This is a genomic window from Aureimonas phyllosphaerae, from assembly GCF_900113065.1.
Classification (GTDB): Bacteria; Pseudomonadota; Alphaproteobacteria; order Rhizobiales; family Rhizobiaceae; genus Aureimonas; species Aureimonas phyllosphaerae.
In genome coordinates, this window is the sequence record NZ_FOOA01000001.1 from 437276 (window position 1) to 460318 (window position 23043).

25 protein-coding genes are annotated in these 23043 nt (G+C 68.5%); 2 read left to right on the plus strand and 23 right to left on the minus strand.

The annotated features are described in order from the left end of the window. Positions 1-2: 2 nt before the first annotated feature. Complete coding sequence (locus tag BM175_RS02130; protein ID WP_090958539.1) at positions 3-479, minus strand: hypothetical protein; 477 nt, start codon at positions 477-479, stop codon at positions 3-5. Positions 480-610: 131 nt separating this feature from the next. Here BM175_RS02130 and BM175_RS02135 point away from each other — a divergent pair, with 131 nt between their 5' ends. Both BM175_RS02135 and BM175_RS02140 read left to right on the plus strand, forming a co-directional pair. Then, positions 611-1768, plus strand: coding sequence for a PA0069 family radical SAM protein (locus BM175_RS02135; RefSeq protein WP_090958542.1), 1158 nt, complete (start codon positions 611-613; stop codon positions 1766-1768). Between the two features lie 183 nt (positions 1769-1951). Next, on the plus strand, positions 1952-2665 hold the full coding sequence (locus tag BM175_RS02140; RefSeq protein ID WP_090958544.1) for a ribonuclease HII: 714 nt from the start codon (positions 1952-1954) through the stop codon (positions 2663-2665). A 343-nt stretch (positions 2666-3008) separates the two neighbouring features. Here the strand turns inward: BM175_RS02140 and BM175_RS02145 are convergent, their stop codons facing one another. The 22 genes from BM175_RS02145 to BM175_RS02250 form a co-directional block, all read right to left on the minus strand. Beyond that, on the minus strand, positions 3009-3491 hold the full coding sequence (locus BM175_RS02145; RefSeq protein WP_090958547.1) for a F0F1 ATP synthase subunit B: 483 nt from the start codon (positions 3489-3491) through the stop codon (positions 3009-3011). 11 nt (positions 3492-3502) lie between these two features. Beyond that, positions 3503-4120 (minus strand): F0F1 ATP synthase subunit B, encoded by a 618-nt coding sequence (locus BM175_RS02150; protein ID WP_090958550.1) that lies wholly within the window; start codon positions 4118-4120, stop codon positions 3503-3505. Between the two features lie 72 nt (positions 4121-4192). Continuing rightward, positions 4193-4417, minus strand: a complete 225-nt coding sequence (locus BM175_RS02155) for a F0F1 ATP synthase subunit C (protein WP_055888550.1) — start codon at positions 4415-4417, stop codon at positions 4193-4195. A gap of 74 nt (positions 4418-4491) precedes the next feature. Then, on the minus strand, positions 4492-5241 hold the full coding sequence (locus tag BM175_RS02160; RefSeq protein WP_090958554.1) for a F0F1 ATP synthase subunit A: 750 nt from the start codon (positions 5239-5241) through the stop codon (positions 4492-4494). A 113-nt stretch (positions 5242-5354) separates the two neighbouring features. Beyond that, positions 5355-5696 carry an AtpZ/AtpI family protein gene (locus BM175_RS02165; protein ID WP_090958556.1) on the minus strand — a complete coding sequence of 114 codons (342 nt, stop codon included), beginning with the start codon at positions 5694-5696 and terminating at the stop codon, positions 5355-5357. A gap of 120 nt (positions 5697-5816) precedes the next feature. Continuing rightward, positions 5817-6971 carry a cell wall hydrolase gene (locus BM175_RS22945; protein WP_210185756.1) on the minus strand — a complete coding sequence of 385 codons (1155 nt, stop codon included), beginning with the start codon at positions 6969-6971 and terminating at the stop codon, positions 5817-5819. Between the two features lie 99 nt (positions 6972-7070). Beyond that, the gene (gene der / locus BM175_RS02175; RefSeq protein ID WP_090958559.1) at positions 7071-8480 is read right to left on the minus strand and encodes a ribosome biogenesis GTPase Der; all 1410 of its coding nucleotides are present in this window, start codon (positions 8478-8480) and stop codon (positions 7071-7073) included. Positions 8481-8500: 20 nt separating this feature from the next. After that, positions 8501-9298 carry a tetratricopeptide repeat protein gene (locus BM175_RS02180; RefSeq protein ID WP_090958562.1) on the minus strand — a complete coding sequence of 266 codons (798 nt, stop codon included), beginning with the start codon at positions 9296-9298 and terminating at the stop codon, positions 8501-8503. 258 nt (positions 9299-9556) lie between these two features. Next, positions 9557-11506 (minus strand): methyl-accepting chemotaxis protein, encoded by a 1950-nt coding sequence (locus BM175_RS02185; RefSeq protein ID WP_090959136.1) that lies wholly within the window; start codon positions 11504-11506, stop codon positions 9557-9559. Between the two features lie 254 nt (positions 11507-11760). Further along, on the minus strand, positions 11761-13986 hold the full coding sequence (locus tag BM175_RS02190; protein WP_090958564.1) for a chemotaxis protein CheA: 2226 nt from the start codon (positions 13984-13986) through the stop codon (positions 11761-11763). A 52-nt stretch (positions 13987-14038) separates the two neighbouring features. After that, positions 14039-14401, minus strand: coding sequence for a response regulator (locus BM175_RS02195; protein WP_280137626.1), 363 nt, complete (start codon positions 14399-14401; stop codon positions 14039-14041). Positions 14402-14517: 116 nt separating this feature from the next. Continuing rightward, positions 14518-14835 carry a hypothetical protein gene (locus tag BM175_RS02200; protein ID WP_090958567.1) on the minus strand — a complete coding sequence of 106 codons (318 nt, stop codon included), beginning with the start codon at positions 14833-14835 and terminating at the stop codon, positions 14518-14520. Between the two features lie 28 nt (positions 14836-14863). Further along, positions 14864-15436: a chemotaxis protein CheD gene (locus BM175_RS02205; protein ID WP_090958570.1), complete on the minus strand. Its 573-nt coding sequence runs from the start codon at positions 15434-15436 to the stop codon at positions 14864-14866. Further along, positions 15433-15822 (minus strand): response regulator, encoded by a 390-nt coding sequence (locus tag BM175_RS02210; protein WP_055888569.1) that lies wholly within the window; start codon positions 15820-15822, stop codon positions 15433-15435. The genes BM175_RS02205 and BM175_RS02210 overlap by 4 nt, the downstream gene beginning before the upstream one ends. An 86-nt stretch (positions 15823-15908) precedes the next feature. Then, on the minus strand, positions 15909-16919 hold the full coding sequence (locus tag BM175_RS02215) for a protein-glutamate methylesterase/protein-glutamine glutaminase (protein WP_090958573.1): 1011 nt from the start codon (positions 16917-16919) through the stop codon (positions 15909-15911). A 49-nt stretch (positions 16920-16968) separates the two neighbouring features. Continuing rightward, the gene (locus BM175_RS02220) at positions 16969-17838 is read right to left on the minus strand and encodes a CheR family methyltransferase (RefSeq protein ID WP_090958576.1); all 870 of its coding nucleotides are present in this window, start codon (positions 17836-17838) and stop codon (positions 16969-16971) included. A 31-nt stretch (positions 17839-17869) separates the two neighbouring features. Further along, a complete protein-coding gene (locus BM175_RS02225; protein WP_055888575.1) occupies positions 17870-18334 on the minus strand; it encodes a chemotaxis protein CheW in 465 nt (154 codons plus the stop codon). Positions 18335-18401: 67 nt separating this feature from the next. Next, complete coding sequence (locus BM175_RS02230) at positions 18402-18761, minus strand: STAS domain-containing protein (RefSeq protein ID WP_210185757.1); 360 nt, start codon at positions 18759-18761, stop codon at positions 18402-18404. 217 nt (positions 18762-18978) lie between these two features. Continuing rightward, the gene (guaA, locus tag BM175_RS02235; RefSeq protein WP_090958578.1) at positions 18979-20535 is read right to left on the minus strand and encodes a glutamine-hydrolyzing GMP synthase; all 1557 of its coding nucleotides are present in this window, start codon (positions 20533-20535) and stop codon (positions 18979-18981) included. A gap of 30 nt (positions 20536-20565) precedes the next feature. Next, positions 20566-21204 (minus strand): 5'-methylthioadenosine/S-adenosylhomocysteine nucleosidase, encoded by a 639-nt coding sequence (locus BM175_RS02240; protein ID WP_280141066.1) that lies wholly within the window; start codon positions 21202-21204, stop codon positions 20566-20568. Next, positions 21201-21650 carry a TspO/MBR family protein gene (locus BM175_RS02245; protein WP_055888579.1) on the minus strand — a complete coding sequence of 150 codons (450 nt, stop codon included), beginning with the start codon at positions 21648-21650 and terminating at the stop codon, positions 21201-21203. The genes BM175_RS02240 and BM175_RS02245 overlap by 4 nt, the downstream gene beginning before the upstream one ends. Further along, the gene (locus tag BM175_RS02250; protein WP_090958581.1) at positions 21650-22948 is read right to left on the minus strand and encodes an RsmB/NOP family class I SAM-dependent RNA methyltransferase; all 1299 of its coding nucleotides are present in this window, start codon (positions 22946-22948) and stop codon (positions 21650-21652) included. Before BM175_RS02250 ends, BM175_RS02245 begins: the two co-directional genes overlap by 1 nt. Between the last annotated feature and the right edge of the window lie 95 nt (positions 22949-23043).

The following is a 23043-nucleotide window of genomic DNA, read 5'->3' on the forward strand; positions in this document are numbered from 1 at the left end:
CATCACGCGCCGCGCCGCATCCGGCGGGGTTTCAGCGCCCTCACGAGGCGATCGATCCGCCCGCCGCTGGCCGGGGCCGCCGCCATCAGCGCCGCGCGAGAGGCCAGGACGCCGCCGCGCGAGCGCCCGAACAGGCGGTCGAAGATGCCGGGCTCGGGCTCCGGCAACCGGGCCGCAGCGACCGCAGACCGGCCGCCGGCATAGCGCACCACCCGGTCGATCCAGTTCTCCGGCAGGCGCTCGCCCGAGCGCAGGATCAGGACCCACTCGCCCTTCAGGGCCGCCGGAGACGCCAGCACTTCGTCGGCGGATGCGAGACGACAGCCCGCGTGATCGGCGACGCGCCGCACGTCGTCCCCCATCGCATCGAGAACCACGACGTCGCGCAGGATCCCCTCCACCGCGCCCGAGACGAGCGGCGAGAGGGTCTGGGCGAAGGCGGGCGCATCGTCGGCGCCATGGATCAGGACAGTGAGCATCCCCTTCCCGTTATCGCAATGCGAGATCGCCCGCCAGCGTCCGGTTTCGTTCTCTTTTGTTCTTGTATTGTTCTTATTGGATGAATAGGATCAGGGTCTCAACGGGATAGTATCCGAGGGAACCCAATCCCATGTCCGAGATCCGAAGCATCGACCGCGCCGCACTTGGTCCGGGACGCGGCGTCGACATCGCGAACCACATGCTGAACCAGTCGGGGCTGCGCGTCGGCTTCGACCGGCGGCGTGGTCGCGGCGCGGGGCTGAATCCGTCCGGTCGTTTCGAGCCCTTCGCGCGGGCCGCCTTCGACGACGGTTGGGCGACGATCGACGAGCTACCGCCGTTCCGCACCGAGGTGCAGAACGAGGCGGCGCGCACCATCATCACGCGCAACCAGTCGCCCGACATTTCCTTCGACCGCTCGGTGAACCCCTATCGCGGCTGCGAGCACGGCTGCGTCTACTGCTTCGCGCGGCCGAGCCACGCCTATATGGGACTGTCGCCGGGTCTCGACTTCGAGTCCAAGCTCTTCGCCAAGCCGAACGCCGCCGAGCTTCTGGAAGACGAGCTGTCGAAGCCCGGTTACGAGCCGCGCTCGATCGCCATCGGCACGAACACCGATCCCTATCAGCCGATCGAGAAGACGCGCCGGATCATGCGCGAAATCCTCGAGGTGCTGGAACGGGCGAACCATCCGGTCGGCATCGTGACGAAGTCGGCTCTGGTGACACGCGACATCGACATTCTCCAGCGCATGGCGGCGAAGGGTCTCGCGCGGGTTGCCGTGTCAGTGACGACGATGGACCGCCAGATGGCGCGCCTGATGGAGCCGCGGGCGGCCACGCCGACGAAGCGCTTCGACGCCGTGAGCCAGCTGACCGAGGCAGGCATCCCGACCATGGTGATGACGGCGCCGATCATTCCGGGCCTGACGGATTCGGAAATCGAGCGCCTTCTGGAAGCGGCCGCTGAAGCCGGCGCGAAGGAGGTCGGCTACGTGCTCCTGCGCCTGCCGCTCGAAGTGTCGCCGCTCTTCAAGGACTGGCTGCTGCGCCACTACCCCAACCGCTATCGCCACGTGATGGCGCTCCTGCGCTCGATGCGAGACGGCAAGGACTACGATCCCGAATGGGGTCAGCGTATGACCGGCAAGGGGCCCTACGCGCAGCAGATCAAGCGCCGTTTCGAACTCGCCGCCAAGCGGCTGGCGCTGAACCTCGAGCGCTCGACGCTGCGCAGCGACCTCTTCCGCGCCCCGAAGGGTGGCGGCGTGCAGCTATCGCTGCTTTGACGCTGAAGGGTCATCCGGTCGCTCGACCGGGCCCTGAAGATACCGGGAGGCCTGCAAGCCTTCCCATCGATCGTCCGGGGCCGCATCCGGACGACGGACGTCGGCGGTCTCCCCGTTCCGCCGCCGTCACAGAAGAGCCCGGCGGTCTGCCAACCCGCCGCCGGGCTTGAGAAGGATCGGAGAATGCGCGAGGTTCGCCGCACGATGACTCGCCGTTCCTCCGATCCTTCGCTCCCCACCCTGTTCGCACCCGGCCTCGTGCTGCCCCGCTCGGATGAGCCGGGACCGAACGACGCGATCGAGCGGCATCTCCTGACGCTCGGACATCAGCGGATCGCCGGCGTCGACGAGGCGGGACGCGGACCGCTGGCCGGCCCGGTGGTCGCCGCAGCGGTGATTCTGGATTTTGAGCGTCTGCCAGAGGGGCTCGACGATTCCAAGAAGCTGAAAGCTCACGAGCGCGAGCGCCTCTACGACGAAATCCTCCTCTGTGCCGAGGTCGGCGTCGGGACGGCCGGTGCGTCGGAGATCGACCACATCAACATCCGGCAGGCGACGCTCAATGCCATGCGGCGGGCCCTGGCGGGCCTTGCCACCGCGCCGGGACATGCGCTCGTCGACGGTCGAGACGTGCCGCCACGCCTCGCCTGCCCCGCGACGGCCGTCATCGGCGGAGACGCACGCTCGCTCTCGATCGCCGCTGCCTCGATCGTCGCCAAGGTGACGCGCGACCGGATGATGGCGACGCTTTGCGGCACCCATCCCGCCTACGGCTTCGGCCGGCATATGGGCTACGGGACGGCTGCGCATCTGGAGGCGATCGAGGCGGTCGGCCCTTGCGTCCATCACCGCCGCAGCTTCGCCCCGGTCGCGGCCCGTCTGGCGCGCGCCGAGTGAGGTCGGCGTCGCGCGGATCGCTTGCTCGGTTTTCAGGCTATCGGAGTGGACTTGCCGGCGGCGCCAGCATTCGCGCAGCGCCGTGGTTCCGATACTCCCGCCCGACCGCATCCGCTATCACTCTTTAGGAGGGTGCTTCGCAACACGACGCGTGGACTGGTCGTGTAGATCCTGCGTGCGACGGCGGCCGACGCATCGAAGCCCTACTAAGCCAGCCCGGACGGCGGCTCGTTCCATCCGGGCTGCCGGTCCCCTGTCGTGTCGGCTTGCAAACCGACCGCCCCCTCAAAACGCAAAAAGCCGCCCCGGGGGGCGGCTCGCTTCAATGGGTTCTGCGCGACGCTCAGTTGAGGCGGCGGCGGACTTCCTCGATGGAACGCTCGGTCATCTGGCCGTCGGTGCCGAGATTGCGCTCAGTGATGACGCGGGTCGCGGCGTCGATGGCGATGTTGACGGCGGAGGCGCGAACCTCGGCGATCGCGTCGGCTTCAGCCTGGGAGATCTTCTGCTCGGCGACCTGCGTACGGCGAGCGACGTATTCCTCGCTCTTGATGCGGGCTTCCTCGACGAGACCGGCAGCCTCGCGCTGGGCGCTGGCGACGATCTCGCGTGCCTCGGCCTCGGCCTCGCGGCGGCGGCGCTGGTAGTCGGCCAGCTGGCGCTTGGCCTCTTCCTTCAGCTCGCGGGCCTCCTCCATCTCGTTCTCGATCCGCTTGGCGCGGCTGTCGAGCGAGCGGGCCGCCATCGCCGGCGCCTTGAAGTACATCACGACGGCGAGGAAGAGGATGAGGCCGATCAGCGCCCAGAATGTTGCGTCGAATGCCATGGTTCAGCTCCTCAGGCGCGAACGGCGCGAACGGCGTTGGCAACCTCGTCGTGCGAGACGCTGGCACCGGTCAGTTCGGTCAGGATGGCCTCGGCGGCATCGGTCGCGATCGTGTCGACGTCGGCGAGCGCGCGGGCCTTGATTTCTGCGATGCGGGCCTGCGCCGTCTCGAGCTTGGCGTCGAGTTCGCCCTCGATGCGCTTGCGCTCGGTATCGGCGCTGGAGCGGGCCGAATCGCGCGCCTCGCCGGCGATCTTCTGCGAGTTGGCGCGGGCGCTGGCGAGTTCCTGCTCGTAGGCGGCCTGGGCCTCGTCGGCATCGGCTCGCATGCGCTCGGCCGCCTCGAGGTCGGCGGCGATGCGCTCGCGGCGATTCTCGAGGACCGAGGCGATGCGCGGGATGATCGTCTTCGACAGGACGTAGTAGAAGACGCCGAAGCTGATCGCCAGCCACAGGATCTGCGAGGCGAAAAATTCGGGGTTCAGCGGCGGGAAGGTACCGCCCGCTTCGTGCGCGCCCTCAGGCACGCCGATGGCTTCGGACGTCGCAGGAGTGGGAGCGGAGGTCAACGGCGTTCCATGCCCATCAGGCGCACCCTCTGTCTGCGCGAAAGCTTCGGTGACGAACATGTCCTACTCCGATGATACGGGTCCGGCCGCCCCGTCCGGGGCGGCCGGCTGCACAATCCCAAGAACCTGAGATTAGACGAAGAGCAGCAGCAGCGCGATGAGCAGCGAGAAGATGCCCAGGGCTTCCGTGACGGCGAAGCCGAAGATCAGGCGGCCGAACTGGCCGTCGGCAGCCGACGGGTTGCGCAGCGCGCCGGTGAGGAAGCTCGAGAAGATGTTGCCGAGCGCGAGGGCCGTGCCGGCCATGCCGAAGCAAGCCAGACCAGCGCCGATGTAACGTGCAGCTTCCGCGTCCATGAGAAACTCCTTTAGTGGATCGTGCGGGGGATTGAGGCCCGCGACCGAGACGGCCGCGTGACGAGGGGAAGCGGTCAGTGGTGAACGTGAACCGCGTCGTTGAGGTACATGCAGGTCAGAACCGCGAAGACGTAGGCCTGCAGGAACGCCACGAGGAATTCGAGCGCCGTGATGCCGACGGTCATGAGCAGCGGCAGGATCGCGCCGCCCACACCCACCGCGCCGAGCGCGCCGAGCGAGGTCACGAAGCCCGCGAAGACCTTGAGCGTGATGTGGCCCGCCAGCATGTTGGCGAAGAGACGAACCGAGAGCGAAACCGGGCGCGACAGGAACGAGATGACCTCGATCAGCACCACGAAGGGCACCACGGCCGCCGGAACGCCGGAGGGAACGAAAACCTTGAACCAACCGAGGCCATGCCCCTTGATGCCGGCGACCACCACGGTGCCGATCACGAGCAGGGCCAGCGCGAAGGTGACGATCAGGTGGCTGGTGACGGTGAAGAAGTACGGGAACATCCCGAGGAGGTTCGCCACCAGGATGAACATGAAGAGCGAGAACACGAGAGGGAAGAACTTCATCCCCTTCGATCCCGCCGCGTCGCGCAGCATGCTGGCGATGAATTCGTAGGAGAGTTCTGAGACCGACTGCGAGCGGCTCGGCACCAGTCCACGGCCGCGGGTCGACCAATACAGGAAGCCCGTGGCGACCGCGACAGTCGCGACCATGAACAACGAAGAATTGGTGAACGAGAAATCGACCCCGCCGATTTCGATCGGAACCAGCCGAGAAATCTGAAACTGATGAAGGGGATCGTTCGCCAAACGCTTGGTCCTCTTATGCTCGCCCTCTCGGAGCGAGACTGCCATAGCGTCCTGAACCGCGCTTCGCAACACCCTCCGGGGCGAAATGCCTGCTCTGTCCCCGTGCGATCCACTTATCGTGAAGGGGGATCGCTCGGCGGGGTCGGCTGGCTGGCCGAACGGATCACGTTGAGGACGCCCGCGGCGAAGCCGAGGAGCAGGAAGACGATCAATCCGAAGGGCGTCGTGCCGAAAAGCTTGTCGATGCCGTAGCCGATCACCGCGCCGACGACGACGCCGGCGATGAACTCGCTGGCGATCTTCAGGCCCTGCGCCATGCCCTGCATCGAACCGGGCTTCCCGTCTGTCTCCGGAAGGAGCGTCTTCTGGGTCGCCTTGAAGTGATCGAGGCGCGCCTGCAGGGCGGCGCGATCGGCAGCGCGTTCGGCGTCGGTCTTCTCGTGATCCTGGGTCATCCGTCGCCGCCCTGCCGATGGTGGCGGGCCGCAGGCCGCCCCATCCTTCACTTCACCGTGTCCGGCTCCAGGCCGGCGCTCCCTTCCATCTATGGCAGAAGGGCGGCGGGCGACAGGGCGTCAGCGCCAGCCGCCGCCGAAGGTGCGATAGAAGACGTGAAGGCCGATCTTGTCGACCTTCTGCATGGTCTTCGCCCAGCGGGGACGGACATAGGTCGCGTGATAGTGGGTCGCCGAGCCGACCTCGGGGAGCCACGTCTTTCCGCGCGTCACCTCGTCGGCGATCCGCTTGGCGGTGCCGAAGGCGCGCTTGTTCCAGATCACGTCCTTGATGCCATCGCAGGCGAACGAGAACTGGCAGCGATTCATCCAGTCCTGGTTCTGGTAGACGACACCGCAGATGGTCTTCGGGTAGGCCGGATTGCGCACGCGGTTGAGGATGACCTGCGCCACCGCCGCCTGACCCTTCTCGGTTTCGCCGCGCGCCTCGAAGTAGATGCCGTTGGCGAGGCAGGTCTGCTCCTTCTCTGTAAAGGACGAGGCCGGGAGGATGGAAGCCGCCCAGGCATGATCCTTCGGCGAGATCGGCGGGATGAAGTCCTGGCCCTGCGGATGGAGCACGGCATCGAAGAGGCTGGACTGACCCGGTCTGGATTCGGGCGCATAGGCCGCGAGCGTCTGCAGCGCATCGACCTTGCCGGCGGGGATGGCGTCCGGCGCGGGCGCGTCGCGGCGGGCGGCGACCTGGACGGGATCGGGGGTCGACTTCACGCCCTCCTCCGCCCCGTTTCGTCGGAAGGCCGCGACGCGGGTCGGCCCGCCGAACGGCATCGGGCCCGCGAGCGCGGTGCGCATCTCGTCATCGCCCATCGCAAGACCCGGACGCAGAAGACTGGTCGCGGCGACGATGGCGCCGGCCGCGAACTTCGGCTGTACGGCGGCGAGCGGCCGAGGTCCGACGCGCCCTCCCCGCTCGGCGGGAACGCGAGCCGAGCCGTCGCGCACGAAGACCGAGCCGTCGGCCGGCGGCTGGGCGAGATCGGCATCGCCGTCGTCGAAGCCCGGATTGCCGGCGAAGGCGGAGAGCGTGAGGAGCGGACCGGCCAGATCGTCCGGCGTGCCGGCCGCCGACAGGTCGGCGTTGGGCAGCGTGGTCGGCAGGGCGGGGAGAATCAGGAGCGCGACGCCGATCGACAGGAGCGTGCGGCGAAACGCGGCGCGGCGTGCGGCGGATCTGCGGTCCGCCCTGCGGGCGCCGTGCTTCGCTGTTCTCATGACCGGCTTCCGCATCGGTTCCATCGGAAGACGATCATCGCTCATTAACCTTATCGGAGGGTTAATGAGCCGGCGGAGCGGCCGGCGCCGCCCCGCCCGTCAGAACTTCTTGGCCTTGTGGGCGTAGGGGTTGTCGGACTTTCGCATCGTCATGCGGATCGGGATGCCGGCGAGGCCGAACTGCTCGCGCAGGCCGTTGACGAGGTAGCGCGTGTAGGCGGTGCCGACGGCCTCGGGGCGCGAGGTGTGGAGGATGAAGGTCGGCGGGCGCGTCTTGATCTGCGTCATGTACTTGATGTTGACGCGCCGGCCCGAGACCGCCGGGGGCGGATGGTGCGAGACCATGCGCTCCAGCCACTGGTTGAGCTTGGCGGTGGAGACGCGCCGGTTCCAGGTCTCGTGGGTCTCGGTGATCGCCTTCATCAGGCGGTCGAGCCCCTCGCCCGTCGCGCCCGCGACGGTGACGGCCTTGACGCCACGCACCTGCGGCAGGAGGCGCTCGGTCTTCTCGCGCAGGTCCGCCAGCACCGCCTGCCGGTCCTCGACGAGGTCCCACTTGTTGAAGGCGAGAACCGGCGCTCGGCCCTCGCGGGCGATGAGATCGACCAGCGTGAGGTCCTGCTTCTCGAAGGGGATCGTCACGTCGAAGACGATCACGACGACCTCGGCGAAGCGGATGGCGCGCAGCGCGTCGGCGACGGACAGCTTCTCCAGCTTCTCCTGCACGCGCGCCCGGCGGCGCATGCCGGCCGTGTCGAACATCTTCACGCGGCGGCCGCGCCACTCCCACTCGACCGAGATCGAATCGCGCGTGATGCCGGCCTCGGGGCCCGTCAAGAGGCGGTCCTCGCCGAGGAAACGGTTGACCAGCGTCGACTTGCCGGCGTTTGGGCGACCGACGATCGCGATGTTGAGCGGCTTCGTCGCGTCGTAGCGCTCGATCGGCTCGCCGTCCTCGTCGAACTCGATCTCGGCTTCCGGATCGGCATCGGCGGCGTCCGGATCTTCGAAGGCTTCGATGCCCAGCACCTCGACGATCGCGTCGCGCAGGTCGCCCATGCCCTCGCCGTGCTCGGCCGAGATGGCGCAGGGCTGGCCGAGGCCGAGCGAGAAGGCGTCGTAGAAGCCGGTGTCGGAGCCCCGCGCCTCGGACTTGTTGGCAACGAGGATGACCGGCTTGCCGCGGCGGCGCAGGAGATCGCCGAACGTCTCGTCCTGCGGCGTGACGCCGGCCTTGGCGTCGACCACGAAGAGCGACAGGTCGGCATCCTGGATCGCCAGTTCGGTCTGGGCGCGCATGCGCCCTTCCAGCGTGTCGGCGCCTGCCTCCTCGAGACCGGCCGTGTCGATCACGCGGAAGTCGAGGTCGAGGAGGCGCGCCTCGCCCTCGCGCCGGTCGCGCGTGACGCCAGGCCGGTCGTCCACCAGCGCGAGCTTGCGCCCGACCAGGCGGTTGAACAGGGTGGACTTGCCGACGTTCGGCCGACCGATGATGGCGATGGTGACCATGGTTGTCCTCGTGGCTCCCGTCAGGCCGGGGGCTGGGCAGGCGTCGTCGGCGCGGGCGTCTCGGCCGGCGCCGCGGGGGCCGGCGTCGCGGGAGCGGCGGGCGCGGTCGGAGCCGCTGCGGGTGTTTCGGTGACGGGCGCGGCCGGCGCGGCTGCGGGCGCGGCAGGCGTCGAGGCGGCGATCAGCTCCTGCATCAGGCCGGCGCGGCGGCGGATGCCGTTCGGGGCGCTGAGGTCTTCCTGCAGCTGGTCGAACATCGTGCGGGCGGTCTCGATGTCGCCGGCCTTCCAGGCGGCCAGGCCGAGCGCCTCGCGCGCGGGGAAGCGCAGCGGTTCGGCGTCGCCGGTCAGTCGTTCGACGCGGGCGCGAACGTCCGCCAGCGAGCCGTGGTCGACGAGGATGTAGGCGGCGCGCACGGCAGCCATGTCGCGCAGGCCCTGCGGGGCGCCGTTGGTGTTGGCCACCTCGTCGAACGCGGCGACGGCTGCCGCCGGATCGTCCGCCTCGCGCGCTTCGGCCAAGCGCATGCGGGCGAGCGCCGGATAGGCGTTGACGCCGTTCTGCGCGAGGCCGTCGAGAACGGCGTCCGCCTCCTGCGTCTTGCCCTCGGAATAAAGTGCGGTCGCCTGAAGCAGGCGGTCGCCGTCGGCGGCCGCGACGCCCGCTTGGTAGCGCTGCCAGAGGACATAGCCGGCAACGCCGAGCACGATCAGGACCGAGACGATCACGGCGGCCGTGCCGTAGCGGATCCACAACGCGCGGACACGCTCCTGACGAAGCTCCTCGTTCACCTCGCGAACGAATGTGTCATTGCTCATGGACGCTCAACCTTGGCGCTGGATCGGGTGGCCGGCATGGCCGGGCCGGATAGGCCTGCGCTTTTGAACGATTTTTCCCCGCGAAGGAAGCCATGGGCATGGCGCGGGCCGTTTTCCGCCATTCGCCGCGCTCAGGCGCGGCATACGACAAGGCGTCAGGTTGGCGGTGTCAGGTCGCGCTGCATACGCAAAAGAGCGCGGGGCTCGAGGCTCCGCGCTCTTGTATCGGTCCGGCGTTGGCGGCAGGGCCGCCGGTAATCAGAACTCTTCCCAGTCGTCGGCCGAGGCTGAGGCCGCATGCGCGGCCGCAGCGCCGCCCCGTCCCTGGCTGCGCATCTGGACGACCGGGCGGGCGGTGGTGACCGGCGCGGCGCGCGGCGCCTCGCGGCGGACCGCGCGCTGGAGCTGCGTGGCATGGCCCTGCGAGGAGAACAGCTTGAACTCGCCGATGAGACGGGCGAGCTCATCGGTCTCGGTGGCGAGCGTCTGCGCAGCGGCGGTCGCCTGCTCGACCATCGCGGCGTTCTGCTGGGTCACCTTGTCCATCTGGTCGGCGGCGGTCTTCACTTCCTTCAGGGAGATGGCCTGCTCGCGCGTGCGCGTCGCGATCTCCGCGACCGTGCGGCTGACCTCGCCGACCTCGGCGATGATCTCGTCGAGACTGCGGCCCGACGCCGTTACGAGCTCGACGCCCGCTTCCACCTGCGCGCCCGACGCCGAGATGAGGTCCTTGATTTCCTTGGCGGCTTCCGCCGAACGCTGGGCAAGACCCCGGACCTCCTGCGCGACGACGGCAAAGCCACGTCCGGCCTCGCCGGCACGCGCGGCTTCGACGCCGGCGTTGAGCGCGAGAAGGTTCGTCTGGAAGGCGATCTCGTCGATGACGCCGATGATGCGGCCGATCTTTTCCGACGATTCTTCGATCGCGCGCATCGCGGTGATCGCGCGGCCCACGATCTCACCGCCCTTGGCGGCATTGCGGTTGGCGCTTTCGGCCGAGGTCAGCGCGCGGCCGGCTCCTTGCGCCGTCTCGTCCACGGCGCGCGTCACCTCGGCGAGCGCGGCGACGGTCTCCTCGAGGCTGGCCGCCTGCTGCTCGGTGCGCTGCGACAGGTCGTTGGAGGCGGCGTTGATCTCGCCGAGGCCCGTGCGCAGCGAACCGATCGCGTTGACGACCGAGCCCATCGCGCCTTCGAGGCGTTCCACCGAGGTGTTGAACTGATTGCGGATCGGCTGGTAGCGGTCGGCGACCGGCTGGTCGAGGCGCACCGTCAGGTCGCCGTCCGACAGGCGCGAGAAGCCAGCCTGCACGCTGTCGACGAAGGCCTGAAGCTCGGCCTTCGAGGCGCGCTCGGCCGCGGCGACGCGCTCGCGCTCGGCCGTTTGCGAGGCGCGAAGGGCCGACGCCTCGGCTTCCAGGCGAGCCTGCTCCACGGCGGCTTGGCGGAAGGTCTCTACCGTGCCGGCCATCTGGCCGATCTCGTCGCCCCGGTCGAGCGAAGGGACGGCGACGTCGCGCTGGCCCTTGGCGAGTTCGCCCATCACCTTGCGAAGACGCGCGACGGGCGTGGCGATCGTGCGGATCAGCATCCATCCCAGAAGGCAGGCAGCGCCGAGAAGCAGACCGATGGCCACGAGGATCTGCACGATCCCCTGCCCGTAGGCGTTCTGCTGCACGTCGGCAAGCAAGGCCGCCTGCGTCCTCAAGGTGTCGACAGCCGCATCGATATTGGTTTCGATCGGGTCGATCAGCGCGTCGGCCTTGTCGGAGCGCATGAACGGCCCGGCCTGTGCGATCGTCGCCGGGTCCGAGGCGAGCTTCAGGGCGACCTGTGCGATCTCCTTCTGCCAGACGTCCATGCCGGCCGAGGCATCACGAAGCTTCTGCTTGACGGCCGGATCGAGCGCCGTCGCATCGAGTTCGGCCGCGGTCTTCTTGAAGTTCGCGTAGTGCTTGGCGACCTTCTGGGCCATCTCGTCGGACGGCAGCAGGATATAGCCACGCGCCGAGTTTTCCTGCCGGGTGACAAGGAAGCGCATGAGCATCGCGTCGTTGATGCTGTCCGCCACGAGGAGGCGCGACTGACGCGCGTCCTCGATCGAGGTCATGGTGCCGTAGACCACGGTGCCCATGATGGCGGACCCGACGACCATGGCAGCAAAGCTCGCCATGATCTTCTTGCCGATCGAAATGTTGGACAGCTTCATCGGGCGCGACTCGATACGAGGAAACGACACCCCGGAGCGAGCCATCGATGCCGCCGTCCGGGTCAGGTTGCCCAGAAGATAAGCACGCCAATCGATAGCAAATTCTGAAGACGTCGGAGGACCGACAGTTGGATGACAGGATTCGTCCTTCGGTGCGGTCCTGACAGTGGCGCCGCGCGCATGGAACGCAAAGACGCCGCCGGTGGGAGCCGGCGGCGTCGCGTGTTTGGGGTCGTCCCGTCTTGTGACGCCGGCTATTCGGCGGCCATCGCGGCGATGCCGTTCTCGAAGCGGGTAGAGGCGGCGACCGCGTCGATGTCGAGGATGAGCGCCACGCGGCCGTCGCCGAGGATCGTTGCGGCGGCGATGCCGGCGACGCGGCCGTAGTTCGCCTCGAGGCTCTTGATGACGACCTGGCGCTGGCCCTGGATGCTGTCGACGAGGAGCGCCGAGCGCTGGCCGTTCTCGGCCTCGACGAGGATCGCGACGCCCGCCATCGCGTCGGTCGCGTCGCGGCGGTAGCCGAGCTGGCGCGACACGTCGATCAGCGGCAGGAAGCTGTCGCGCACGTTGATGACGCGCTGGTCGCCGCCGAAGGGCTTCACCTCGTTCTGCTTCGGGCGCAGCGTCTCGATGATCGCGGTCATCGGCACGACGAGCGTGTGCTCGCCGCACGAGACGATCATGCCGTCGAGGACCGCCAGCGTGAGCGGCAGGCTCATGGAGAAGAGCGAGCCCTTGCCGGGGCGCGAGGTGATCGACACGCGGCCGCCGAGCGCCTGGATCGAGCGCTTGACGACGTCCATCCCGACGCCGCGGCCCGAAAGCTCGGAAACTTCCTTCTTGGTCGAGAAGCCCGGCAGGAAGACGAGGTTGTCGAGTTCGTCGTCCGACAGCTGCGCGTCGGCCGGCACGAGGCCCTTGGCGACGGCGATGTCGAAGACGGCCTTGCGGTTGATGCCCGCACCGTCGTCGGAGATCTCGATCACGATGCGTCCCGAACGGTGCATCGCGGCGACGCGCACGACGCCCTCGGTCGGCTTGCCGGCGGCGATGCGGCCCTCGGGCGTTTCCAGCCCGTGGTCGATCGCATTGCGGATCATGTGGGTGAGCGGGTCGGACAGGCGCTCGATGACGGTCTTGTCGACCTCGGTGTACTCGCCTTCCGTCACCAGCCGGACGCTCTTGCCGGTGCGCTCGGCCACCTCGCGCACGAGGCGCGGCAGCTTCTGGAACACCGACTTCACGGGCTGTGCGCGGATCGCCATAACGCTGTCCTGCATCTCGCGGGTCAGCTGCTCGAGCTCGTCGAGGCCGATGGCGATGTCGGATGCGCGGGTCAGGCCCGCCTGCATCACGCGCTGCGAGAGCATCACCTGATGGATAACAAGCTCGCCGACGAGGTCGATCAGGCGATCGACGCGTTCGAGATCGACGCGGATCGTCGGGACCGGACCAGCCGGCGTGCCCTTGTCGGCGCCACCGTCGGTGCTCGCGGCCGGCGCCGGAGCGGCGGCGGCCGCGGGGGCCGCGGACGGGACGGGAGGCGTCAGCGCGACGACGTTGGGGCGAGCCTGCTCGAGCGGTTCCGCCTCGGCAGGCTCATCGGCGAAAGGGACGGAGGCCCCTCCCCCGATCGAGCCGAGAAGCACAGCCATCTGGGCGTCGAGATCCTCGGCGCTGAGCTGGGGGGCCTCGTCGTCGACGCGCTCGACGGTGATGTCGCAGTCGCCCTCGACGAACTCGTAGATCTCGTGGATCGCGGACTCGCCGGCGGCGGTCGTGATCTCGAGCGTCCAGGACAGGGCAGCGCCCTCCGGCTCGAGCTCGGCAAGGTCGGGCAGTTCGTCGGAATGGCAGGTGACCGAGCCGGTGCCGAGCGCCATCGTCTCGCGGATGAGACGCGCGGCGTCGTTGGCGTGCTCGTAGAGCGAGGGCTTCGGCTGGACGCGGACGCGGAAGGTCACCTCCTGACCGGCCGCCGCGAACATGTCGCTGAAGTCGACGGCGACGGGAACGAAGTCGATCTCTTCCTCGACGGGCATGGCGACCGCGACCGGCGCCTGCTGCGCGGGTGCCGCCGCCGCATGGCCGCCGCCGCCGGCGAGAACCGAAAGTTCGGCCATCAGCGCCTGCGGACGGGCAGGGTCCACCGTTCCGCCGTCGCGGGCGGCGGTGACGAGGTCGGTCAGGACGTCGGCCGAGCGCAGGAGCACCCGGACCACGCCCTGGTCGGCCTCGAGCCGCTCGGAGCGCACGAGGTCAAGCACCGTCTCGAAGGCATGTGCGAACTGCACCAGCGCATCAAGGTTGAAGGCACCGGCGCCGCCCTTGATCGAATGCACGGCGCGGAAGACGGCATTGACCGTTTCGGAGTCCGTCTGGCCGCCTTCCATGGCGAGAAGGCCCGCCTCCAGTTCCTGGAGCTGCTCGGCGCACTCCTCGAAGAAGGTGGCGCGAATGGCGGCCATCGTGTCCATGGACGGGTCCCTTGACTGCGGCTTCGAACGGGGTGCGGCGGGCGGTTGAAACTTAAGGGGCGACGCGATTGATGGCGTCGACGAGCTTCTTCGGATCGAACGGCTTGACGATCCAGCCGGTGGCGCCGGCGGCCTTGGCGCGGGCCTTCTTCTGGGCGTCGTTCTCGGTGGTCAGCACGAGCACCGGGATCGCCCGCTTGTCGGCGTTGGCGCGCAGCTGCTCGATGAAGGTGAGGCCGTCCATGCGGGGCATGTTGACGTCGGTCACGATCACATCGGGATCGCAGCCGGCCAGAACCTCCAGGCCGTGGACGCCATCTTCTGCCTGCACCACGTCGAAGCCGGCGCCCGCGAGCGCCGCCCGCAGCATGTCGCGCATCGTCCTCGAGTCGTCTACGGTCAAGATCGTCTTCACGACCGGTTCCTTTCTGAAATCGGTATCCTGGGTTTACTGTAGTCTGCAGAAATTTCTTCTTCGTGAACAAGTCCGACGTTGACACGGTGGATTTGGGACTTCGTTTCTGCCGGGGGCTAGAAGAGGTCGAGATCGCCCGACTGCGCCTCGGCTTCCGTCAGGCCGCAGAGGCGCGTGGCGAGCGCCGAGAGGCGGATCGCCGACAGCTGACCCTGAAGCTCGCAGTCCGGGCCGCCTGCGAAGGCAGGCGCGCTGTTGCGCACGAAGCCCTCGAGTTCGGCGATCGTCTGGCTGAGGAGATCGTGGCTCTGCGCCAGGATCATCGCGTCGGGACCGAAGGCGTTTGGCGCGATCAGCCCTTCGAGGCGCGTCGCGGCGGCGGTGAGCCGGGCCAGTTCGTCCGCGAGGCGGTCCAGAAGGAGGTGGGCGGACATCGCACTTCCGGTCATGCCGGCCAGGTCCTCAGAAGAGTTCGAGATCGCCGCCGGAGGCGGGCGCCGCGACGGGCGGGGGCGCCATGATCTTCGGCATGGCCTTGTCGCTCGGCTCCATCAGGATCTGCCTCGCACGGCCGCTGACCGGCCAGAACTCGATGCGCCGCCCCTGCGTGCCGCCGAGGCTGCCGCCGACATAGGAGATGCCCTCGAGCTCCAGGAAGCGCTTGGCGAAGCTCGCGTTCTTGGCGCCGATATCGGAAAGGCCGACCATCGTGCGCGCGCCGCCGAAGAGCTTGGCCTCGAGCGCATGCTTGCGCGCGCCCTTCTTGAGGAGACCGTTGACGAGAAGCTCCATCAGGTAGAGCCCGTAGGACTGCATGCTCGTCGACGACGACCCCATGCCGTCGCCCGGGAGGAGGAAGTGGTTCATGCCCCCGACCCCGGCGCCGGGGTCGCGGATGCAGGCGGCGATGCACGAGCCCAGAAGCGTGGTGAACACGACGTTGGGCCGGTCGTCGACCTGGGCCTCCCCCTGGATCAGGTTGATACGCAGGCGGTCCGACGGTGCGGACGCGGGGGAGAGCGACGTCAAGCTCATTGCAGGGGACCGAGCACCGCTTCGAGGGTCTTGCGCAGCACGGGGACCGTGATGGGCTTGGCGAGGATGTTGTTGGCGCCGGCCGCGGCCGCCTGCTGCACCAGCGCGCGGTCGCCCTTGCCGGTGAGGATGAAGAACGGCGTCTTCTTCGTCGGCCCGTAGGAGCGCAGCGCCTTGAGGAGCTGGATACCGTCGAGCTTGGGCATGTTGAAGTCGGAGATGACGATATGGCAGGGCGTCGCCATCATCTGCTTCAGCGCCTGCTCGCCGTCCACGGCGTAGACGACCTGCGTGATGCCGAGTTGCGTCAACGCCTCGTAGATCAGGAGGCGGCTGGTCCGATGGTCGTCAACGATCATCACTTTGAGATGCTGTACGAAACTCATGGCACGCCGTTCCCTGTTCGAAAATTCCGAGATTGATCATCTCGTAGAAAACTGAAGGATTCATTCAAAGCGAAGCCTAGCTTGCTTCAGTGGAAGATCGCCTTGGCCATGCCGCCGATCGGCACGCGCTTCTCGGCGGCCCCGATCTCCCAGGCGACGCGCGGCATGCCGTAGACGAGCGAGGTCGCCTCGTCCTGGGCGAGCGTGCGGAAGCCCCTCCGGCGCATGGCGAGAAGCCCGTCCGCCCCGTCGCGGCCCATGCCGGTCAGGATCGCACCCGTCACCCGGCCCTCGCAGACCTTGGCGATCGAATGGAACAGGACGTCGACGGACGGCCGGTGCCCCTGCACCGGGTCCTCGTCGCTCAGCGCCGTGATCAGCTTCGCGCCGCTGCGCCGGACGCTGAGATGGCGACCGCCGGGCGCGAGATAGACATGACCCGGCAGGATCGGCTCGCCCGAGCGCGCTTCCACCACATGAGCCGGCGAGGCGCGGTCGAGACGGGCCGCGAAAGACGCCGTGAAGGTCGCCGGCAGGTGCTGGACGATGAGGACCGGCGGCGTGTCTGCGGGAAACTGCGCGAGCAGCGCGATCAGCACCTCGACGCCGCCCGTCGACGAGCCGATGCCGATGAGGTCGGGCCAGTCGTGATGGGCGGTCTGGGGCGCCGAAATCTGACGGTCGCGGCTCCCCGCGATCTGCGTCTTGGCGCGCTTGGCCTCGTGCACCAGCGCCGGAAGCTGCGCCAGCGTATCGCGCCCGCCCATGCCGTTCGGCTTGGCGACGCATTCGAAGGCGCCGAGGCGCAGCGCCTCGATCGTCGCCGCCTGCCCCGGCTGCGTCAGGGTCGAGACCATGATCACCGGGGTCGGCCGCAGCCGCATGATCTTGTCGAGGAACTCGAGCCCGTTCATGCCCGGCATCTCGATGTCGAGCGTGACGACGTCGGGGTCGAGCGCCTTGATCGCCTGGCGCGCCTGCATCGGATCGGCCGCCTCGCCGACGATCTCGATTTGCGGGTCCGCGGCCAGCGAATGCCGGATCAGGGCGCGCATGGTGGCGGAATCGTCGACGACGAGAACTCGCGTGGTGGACATGGAACTGTGCTCGCGGCCTGAAAGCGTGAGCGGACCGACGAAACGCGTGTCAGGTCCGGCGATACGTGGTCGTTCCCACGAGGGAGAGCTGGTCGGACGCCGATCCCGTGAGGCGCTCGGAATGGCCGATGTAGAGGACGCCGGCGGGCTCGAGGTACTTCATGAACCGGCTCCAGATCTTCTGGCGCGTCGGCTCGTCGAAGTAGATCGTCACGTTACGGCAGAAGATCGCCTGGAAGCCGTTCTTCATCGGCCATTCGCCGATGAGGTTGAGCTCCCGGAAGGAGACCAGCGTGCGCATCTCCTCGCTGACCGAGTGACCGTTGCCGCTGCGCTGGAACCAGCGGCGGCGCAGCTCCATCGGCACCGGCTGGACGGCGGCGTCGTCGTAGATGCCGGCGCGACCGAAGGCGACGACGTTCGGATCGATGTCGGAGGCGAGGATGCGGATGTCGTAGTTCGCCGCGTCCGGCATCATCCCGAGGATGGTGAGCGCGATCGAATAGGGCTCATGCCCGTTGGAACAGCCGGCCGACCAGATGCGAACCCGCCCGCCCCGCTTCGCCGCCTCGAGCAGCGGTGGCAGGAGGTCGGTCCGCAGATGGTCGAAATGGTGCATCTCGCGGAAGAAATGCGTGACGTTGGTGGTGAGCGCCGCCAGCATCGTCATGCGCTCGCCGACGCCCTCCGAGCCCGAGACGTGCTCGCAGTACTGGCGGAAGCTCTGCATGCCGAGCGCGCGCAGGCGCTTGGCGAGGCGCGAATAGACCAGCGCCATCTTGCTGTCGGGAAGCGCGATGCCGGAATCCTCGTAGAGGATCTTGGCGATGCGCAGGAAGTCCTTCTGCGTCAGCTCGAACTCGCCGGTCGGCTGGACCGTCCCGGACTGCGCGGCGGTGCCCGGCAGGATACGCGACATGGATGGCCTCCCGAGCCCTGTTCCGCGCGCCTCAGGCCGCGAGGTTCTCTGCCGACGGCGGCAGGACGCTCTCCGGGCTGATGAGCGAGATCATGCGGCCTTCCAGCGCGATGACGCCGCGCACGAAGCTGCGGGCGATCTCGGACGCGAGGTCCGGCGTCGGCTGCAGGTTCTCGTCCACCACGGTCAGGATGTCCGACACCGCATCGACGAGGAGGCCGACGAGCTGGTTGCCGACCATGACGACGATGATGACCGAGCGGGCCGTCGGCTCCGTCGGACCGAAGCCGAGGCGCAGCGACAGATCAACGATCGGCAGCACCGCGCCGCGCAGGTTGATGACGCCGGTCACGAAGCCCGGCGTGTGCGGCAGCGGCGTCGCCGCCGCAAAGCCGCGGATCTCGCGCACCGACGTGATGTCGACGCAGAACTCCTGGTCGGCGACGCGAAAGGCGATCAGTTCGCGTGCGCGCTCCGCCTCGTGCGACTTGCTCATGTTGGTCTGTTCCCTGGCTCGAAGATGCGTTGCGTCCGCTGGGCCGGCCGGTCGGAAGGCAGTGGCGTCAGGCCTCGATGTCGCCGAAGTCCGGGGCGATGCCGCCGACCTCGTGGAGCCCGATGCCGAGAAGTTCGAGACCGCGGCTGAGAGCGTCCGAAGGGTTGACCAGGCTGAATTCCTGGCCATCGGATTCCCAGCTGCGCGCGGCCGAGAGCAGGATGGCGGCGCACTGCGCACCGATGCGCTCGACCTGCGAGCCGTCGACGATGATCGTATCGCCGCGCAGGCGCAGAAGTTCGGCGTGGAGCGGCTTGGCCGCCAGCAGGTCGAGAACCGGCGCCAGCGTCACCTCGCCATGCGCCGCGGCCGACGGCATCGCGAACGCGTCGGCGTCGATCTCGGTAGCAAGTTCTTGCGGCATCATGGCTCTCTCACGTCCCCTGCACAGTCTGCATGCCGATCGAGGCGTTCAGGGTCGCGGGACCCGACATCCTCCCGTTCCTCAAAGTTGTATCCTGCAAAGATTGACGAACATTTGAGCCCTGCGGGTCGCCAAGTGTTTCGTGCGGCCAAGAGAAAGGGGCCGCCGCCCTTCGGCAACGACCCCTCGTCTCATGCTCGGCATGTCCCGCGCGGCGGGATCATTCCCATTCGATCGTGCCCGGCGGCTTCGAGGTGATGTCGTAGACCACGCGGTTGATGCCGCGCACCTCGTTGATGATGCGCGTCGCGGCGTTGCCGAGGAATTCCATGTCGTAGGGGTAGAAATCGGCCGTCATGCCGTCGACCGAGGTCACGGCGCGCAGCGCGCAGACGAACTCGTAGGTGCGTCCGTCACCCATCACGCCGACCGTCTGGACCGGCAGGAGCACGGCGAAGGCCTGCCAGATCGCGTCGTAGAGCCCCGCCTTGCGGATCTCGTCGAGATAGATCGCATCCGCCTGGCGCAGGATGTCGAGCTTCTCGCGCGTCACGCCGCCGGGGCAGCGGATGGCAAGGCCCGGCCCCGGGAACGGATGCCGGCCGACGAAGCGGTCGGGCAAACCGAGCTCGCGGCCGAGCTCGCGCACCTCGTCCTTGAAAAGCTCGCGCAGCGGCTCCACCAGCTTCATGTTCATGCGCTCGGGGAGACCGCCCACATTGTGGTGCGACTTGATCGTCACCGACGGGCCGCCGGTAAAGGACACGCTCTCGATCACGTCGGGATAGAGTGTCCCCTGGGCCAGGAACTCGGCGCCGCCGACCTTGGCGGCCTCCGCCTCGAAGGTCTCGATGAACAGGCGCCCGATGGTCTTGCGCTTCACCTCCGGGTCCAACTCGCCTTCCAGCGCGCCGATGAAGAGGTCCTGCGCCTGCACGTGGACGAGGGGGATGTTGTAGTGGTCGCGGAACATGCCGACGACCTCTTCCGCCTCGCCCATGCGCAGGAGGCCGTGGTCGACGAAGATGCAGGTCAGCTGGTCGCCGATCGCCTCGTGGATCAGGAGAGCCGCGACCGAGGAATCGACGCCGCCCGACAGGCCGCAGATGACCTTGGCGCTGCCGACCTTGGCGCGGATCTCCTCGACCGCCTGGCTGCGGAAGGCCGCCATGGTCCAGTCGCCGGGCAGGCCCGCGATGCGGTGGACGAAGTTCGAGATCAGCTTGGCGCCGTCCGGCGTGTGAACGACCTCGGGGTGGAACTGCACGCCGTAGAAGCGACGCGCCTCGTCGGCGATGGCGGCGAACGGCGCGCCCGGCGAGGTCGCGACGATCTCGAAGCCCTTGGGCAGCGCGGTCACGCGGTCGCCGTGGCTCATCCAGACCTGATGGCGCGTACCCTCGGCCCAGATGCCGTCGAAGAGCGGGGAGCCCTTCTGCACCTCGAGGAAGGCGCGGCCGAACTCGCGGTGCAGCCCGCCTTCGATCTTGCCGCCGAGCTGCGCGCACATCGTCTGCTGGCCGTAGCAGATGCCGAGCACCGGCACGCCCGCATCGAAGATGACCTGCGGCGCGCGCGGGCTGTTCTCCTCCGTGGTCGAGGCCGGCGAGCCGGACAGGATCACGGCGCGCGGCTTCAGCCGCCGGAAGCCCTCTTCCGCCGACTGGAACGGCACGATCTCGGAATAGACGCCGGCCTCGCGCACGCGACGCGCAATGAGCTGCGTCACCTGGGAGCCGAAATCGACGATGAGGATATTGTCGGGGTGCTGGGTCATGGCGGACTTCTAGTCAGGCAGCGTCGGAAATCAAGAGGCCGGGGTCTGCAACGCGTCCGCGAGCCGGTCGAGCGTCGCGGCCAGCCGCTCGTCGATCATCGGCAGGAGGGCGGTCCAGTCGTCGAAGCGGTGGAGTTCGGCCGCGCCGTCGGAAATGCCGCGCAGGCCGACGAGCGGGATCGCATGCCTCTGGCAGGCGCGCAGGATCGCGAAGGTCTCCATGTCGACCATGTCGGCGTCGATCCCGCGATAGGCCGCGCCGCTGACGACGTCGGCGCCAGTGGAGAGACGCGCGGTCGGCACGCCGGGAATGGGCGTCTCCAGCGGCATCTCCACCGGCATGTCGAGATGCGGCGTCGCCCCCTTGGGAAAACCGAGCGCGCTGGCGTCGATGTCGCGCCATGAAACGTGGGACGCCTGGTAGATCGCGCCCTGCTCAAGCCTTGCCGATCCGGCCGAGCCGAGCGAGACGACGAGGTCCGGCAACTCGCTGCGAAGCTTGAGCATAGCCAGCGTCGAGGCGACGGCGACGGCCGCCTCGATCGGCCCGATGCCGGTCATCAGAGGCCGGATGCGGGCGCGTAGCGCCGGGCCGTATTCGGCGGGCGCGGCCATCACGAAGAGGACGCGCCGGCCGCCGAAGGTTTCGATCCCCGTCTCTCCCGTCACCCGTTCAGCCTCCAGATCGCGGCGTTGAGAAGCGTCGCGTAGGAGACCCACACCGCGTAGGGCACGAAGCACCAGAAGGCGACGCGGTCGCGCGCGCCGGTGCGTGCGAGAAACGTCAGGATCGCCGCGAGCATCCCGAGGATGACCACCAGCGCCGGCAGGATCGCATGGGCGCTGAAGAAGAGCGGCGACCAGAGGAAGTTCAGCGCCATCTGGACGACCCAGGCGACCAGCGCCCGCCGGTTGCCGGCCTGATAGGCGCGCCAGCCCGCGACCGCGATCAGCACGTAGAGCACCGTCCACACCGGCCCGAAGACCCAGTTGGGCGGATTGAACCAGGGCTTGGCGAGATGGCGATACCAGTCGTCCGGCATGTTGCTGGCGCCGACGAGAAGGCCGCCGCCGAGTGAAATCGCAAGGAAGACGAGAAGGCTCACCCAGCGCATCACGATGTCCGCTCCAGAAGCGCGAAGAAGAAACCGTCGGTGCCGGAGCGCCGCGGCGTCAGCGTCAGGACCGATCCTGCGCCGATCCGCTCGATGAGGTAGGCGGTCGGCGCGCCCGGCAGGCGCTCCGACCAGACCGCCGCGCCATCCACCAGCCGCCAGCCGGGCGTGCGGCCGAGAAACGCCTCGACGCGGTCCGCATTCTCCGGCCGCAGGACGGAACATGTGATGTAGGCGAGCCGGGCGCCGGGCTTGGCGAAGCGCGCGGCGGCATCCAGCACCTTGTCCTGCTCTGTGGTGCGCTTGGTGAGCTGCGCTTCGGTGAGCCGCCATTTCGCGTCCGGCCTGCGGCGCCAGGTGCCCGCTCCCGTACAGGGCGCGTCGACCACCACGAGGTCCATCGTGCCTTCCAGCGACGAGAGATCGTCGCGCGGGGCGTGGACCGTCACCGCGTCGGCGCCGGCCCGCGCGAGGCGATCCCAGATCGGCGCAAGGCGCTGGCGGTCGGCATCGAAGGCATGGATTTCCGCCTGATTGTCCGAGGCGGCAGCGAGCGCCAGCGTCTTGCCGCCCGCCCCGGCGCAATAGTCCAGAACGCGCTCGCCCGGCCGCACGCCGCACAGGAGCGCCGCGATCTGGGAGCCTTCGTCCTGGATCTCGAACGCGCCCTGCTGGAAGCCGCGCTCGACCTGCACGTTGGGATGCCGCCCCTCCCCTTCGATCGGCGCGATACGCAGGCCGACCGGCGAGAGCGGCGTCGGCTCGGGCGCGAAGGGCGCGAGTTCGGCCTCGACCTCGGCGCGCGTCGATTTCAGCGTGTTGACGCGCATGTCGAGCGGCGGCCGGTCGGACAGCGCCCACGCCTCGGCGACCCAGTCAGGCCCCAGCGCGGCCTCGAGCGGTCCTGCCAGCCAGTCCGGCACATCGGCGGCCGCCGCGGGTTCGGCGCCCTCGAGCCCCTTCCCGCGGAAGCCCTTCACCACCTCGTCGTCGGGCAGCGGCGGCGCGAAGCGGTCGCCGTGGAGCGTTGCGCGAAGATCGGCAACGGCCATGCCCGACGAATCGAGAAAGGCGCCGAAGACGAGCGGCGCGGTCGCCTTCGTGCCCATGCGGAATTCGAGCGAGCGGCGGCGGCGCAGGACATCATAGACGAGGTTGCCGATCGCCGAACGGTCGCCGGAGCCCGCGAAGCGGTGGGACAGGCCCCAGTCCTTGAGCGCGTCGGCCACCGGGCGACGGCGCGAAGCCATGTCGTCCAACACCTCGACCGCCGCCGCGATCCGCCCGCCAAGCCGCATGACACCTCGTCTCCGTTTGCTTCCGGCTTGGTAGTGCGTCGGCCCACCGATCACAAGCCGGCGTCCCGACGCGAAAAGGGCCGGGATCACTCCCA

Bases quoted from the DNA above. Each gene is read 5' to 3' on its own strand.
- BM175_RS02250 (WP_090958581.1), bottom strand. From the start codon at position 22,948: ATGCGGCTTGGCGGGCGGATCGCGGCGGCGGTCGAGGTGTTGGACGAC.
- BM175_RS02215 (WP_090958573.1), bottom strand. From the start codon at position 16,919: ATGTCCACCACGCGAGTTCTCGTCGTCGACGATTCCGCCACCATGCGC.
- BM175_RS02190 (WP_090958564.1), bottom strand. From the start codon at position 13,986: ATGGACACGATGGCCGCCATTCGCGCCACCTTCTTCGAGGAGTGCGCC.
- BM175_RS02185 (WP_090959136.1), bottom strand. From the start codon at position 11,506: ATGAAGCTGTCCAACATTTCGATCGGCAAGAAGATCATGGCGAGCTTT.
- BM175_RS02155 (WP_055888550.1), bottom strand. From the start codon at position 4,417: ATGGACGCGGAAGCTGCACGTTACATCGGCGCTGGTCTGGCTTGCTTC.
- BM175_RS02145 (WP_090958547.1), bottom strand. From the start codon at position 3,491: ATGGCATTCGACGCAACATTCTGGGCGCTGATCGGCCTCATCCTCTTC.
- BM175_RS02220 (WP_090958576.1), bottom strand. From the start codon at position 17,838: ATGTCGCGTATCCTGCCGGGCACCGCCGCGCAGTCCGGGACGGTCCAG.
- BM175_RS02165 (WP_090958556.1), bottom strand. From the start codon at position 5,696: ATGACCCAGGATCACGAGAAGACCGACGCCGAACGCGCTGCCGATCGC.
- BM175_RS02180 (WP_090958562.1), bottom strand. From the start codon at position 9,298: ATGAGCAATGACACATTCGTTCGCGAGGTGAACGAGGAGCTTCGTCAG.
- BM175_RS02225 (WP_055888575.1), bottom strand. From the start codon at position 18,334: ATGAGCAAGTCGCACGAGGCGGAGCGCGCACGCGAACTGATCGCCTTT.
- BM175_RS02205 (WP_090958570.1), bottom strand. From the start codon at position 15,436: ATGAGCTTGACGTCGCTCTCCCCCGCGTCCGCACCGTCGGACCGCCTG.
- guaA (WP_090958578.1), bottom strand. From the start codon at position 20,535: ATGACCCAGCACCCCGACAATATCCTCATCGTCGATTTCGGCTCCCAG.
- BM175_RS02135 (WP_090958542.1), top strand. From the start codon at position 611: ATGTCCGAGATCCGAAGCATCGACCGCGCCGCACTTGGTCCGGGACGC.
- BM175_RS02245 (WP_055888579.1), bottom strand. From the start codon at position 21,650: ATGCGCTGGGTGAGCCTTCTCGTCTTCCTTGCGATTTCACTCGGCGGC.
- BM175_RS02210 (WP_055888569.1), bottom strand. From the start codon at position 15,822: ATGAGTTTCGTACAGCATCTCAAAGTGATGATCGTTGACGACCATCGG.
- BM175_RS02150 (WP_090958550.1), bottom strand. From the start codon at position 4,120: ATGTTCGTCACCGAAGCTTTCGCGCAGACAGAGGGTGCGCCTGATGGG.
- der (WP_090958559.1), bottom strand. From the start codon at position 8,480: ATGGTCACCATCGCCATCATCGGTCGGCCGAACGTCGGCAAGTCCACC.
- BM175_RS02130 (WP_090958539.1), bottom strand. From the start codon at position 479: ATGCTCACTGTCCTGATCCATGGCGCCGACGATGCGCCCGCCTTCGCC.
- BM175_RS02140 (WP_090958544.1), top strand. From the start codon at position 1,952: ATGCGCGAGGTTCGCCGCACGATGACTCGCCGTTCCTCCGATCCTTCG.
- BM175_RS02200 (WP_090958567.1), bottom strand. From the start codon at position 14,835: ATGTCCGCCCACCTCCTTCTGGACCGCCTCGCGGACGAACTGGCCCGG.
- BM175_RS22945 (WP_210185756.1), bottom strand. From the start codon at position 6,971: ATGAGAACAGCGAAGCACGGCGCCCGCAGGGCGGACCGCAGATCCGCC.
- BM175_RS02230 (WP_210185757.1), bottom strand. From the start codon at position 18,761: ATGATGCCGCAAGAACTTGCTACCGAGATCGACGCCGACGCGTTCGCG.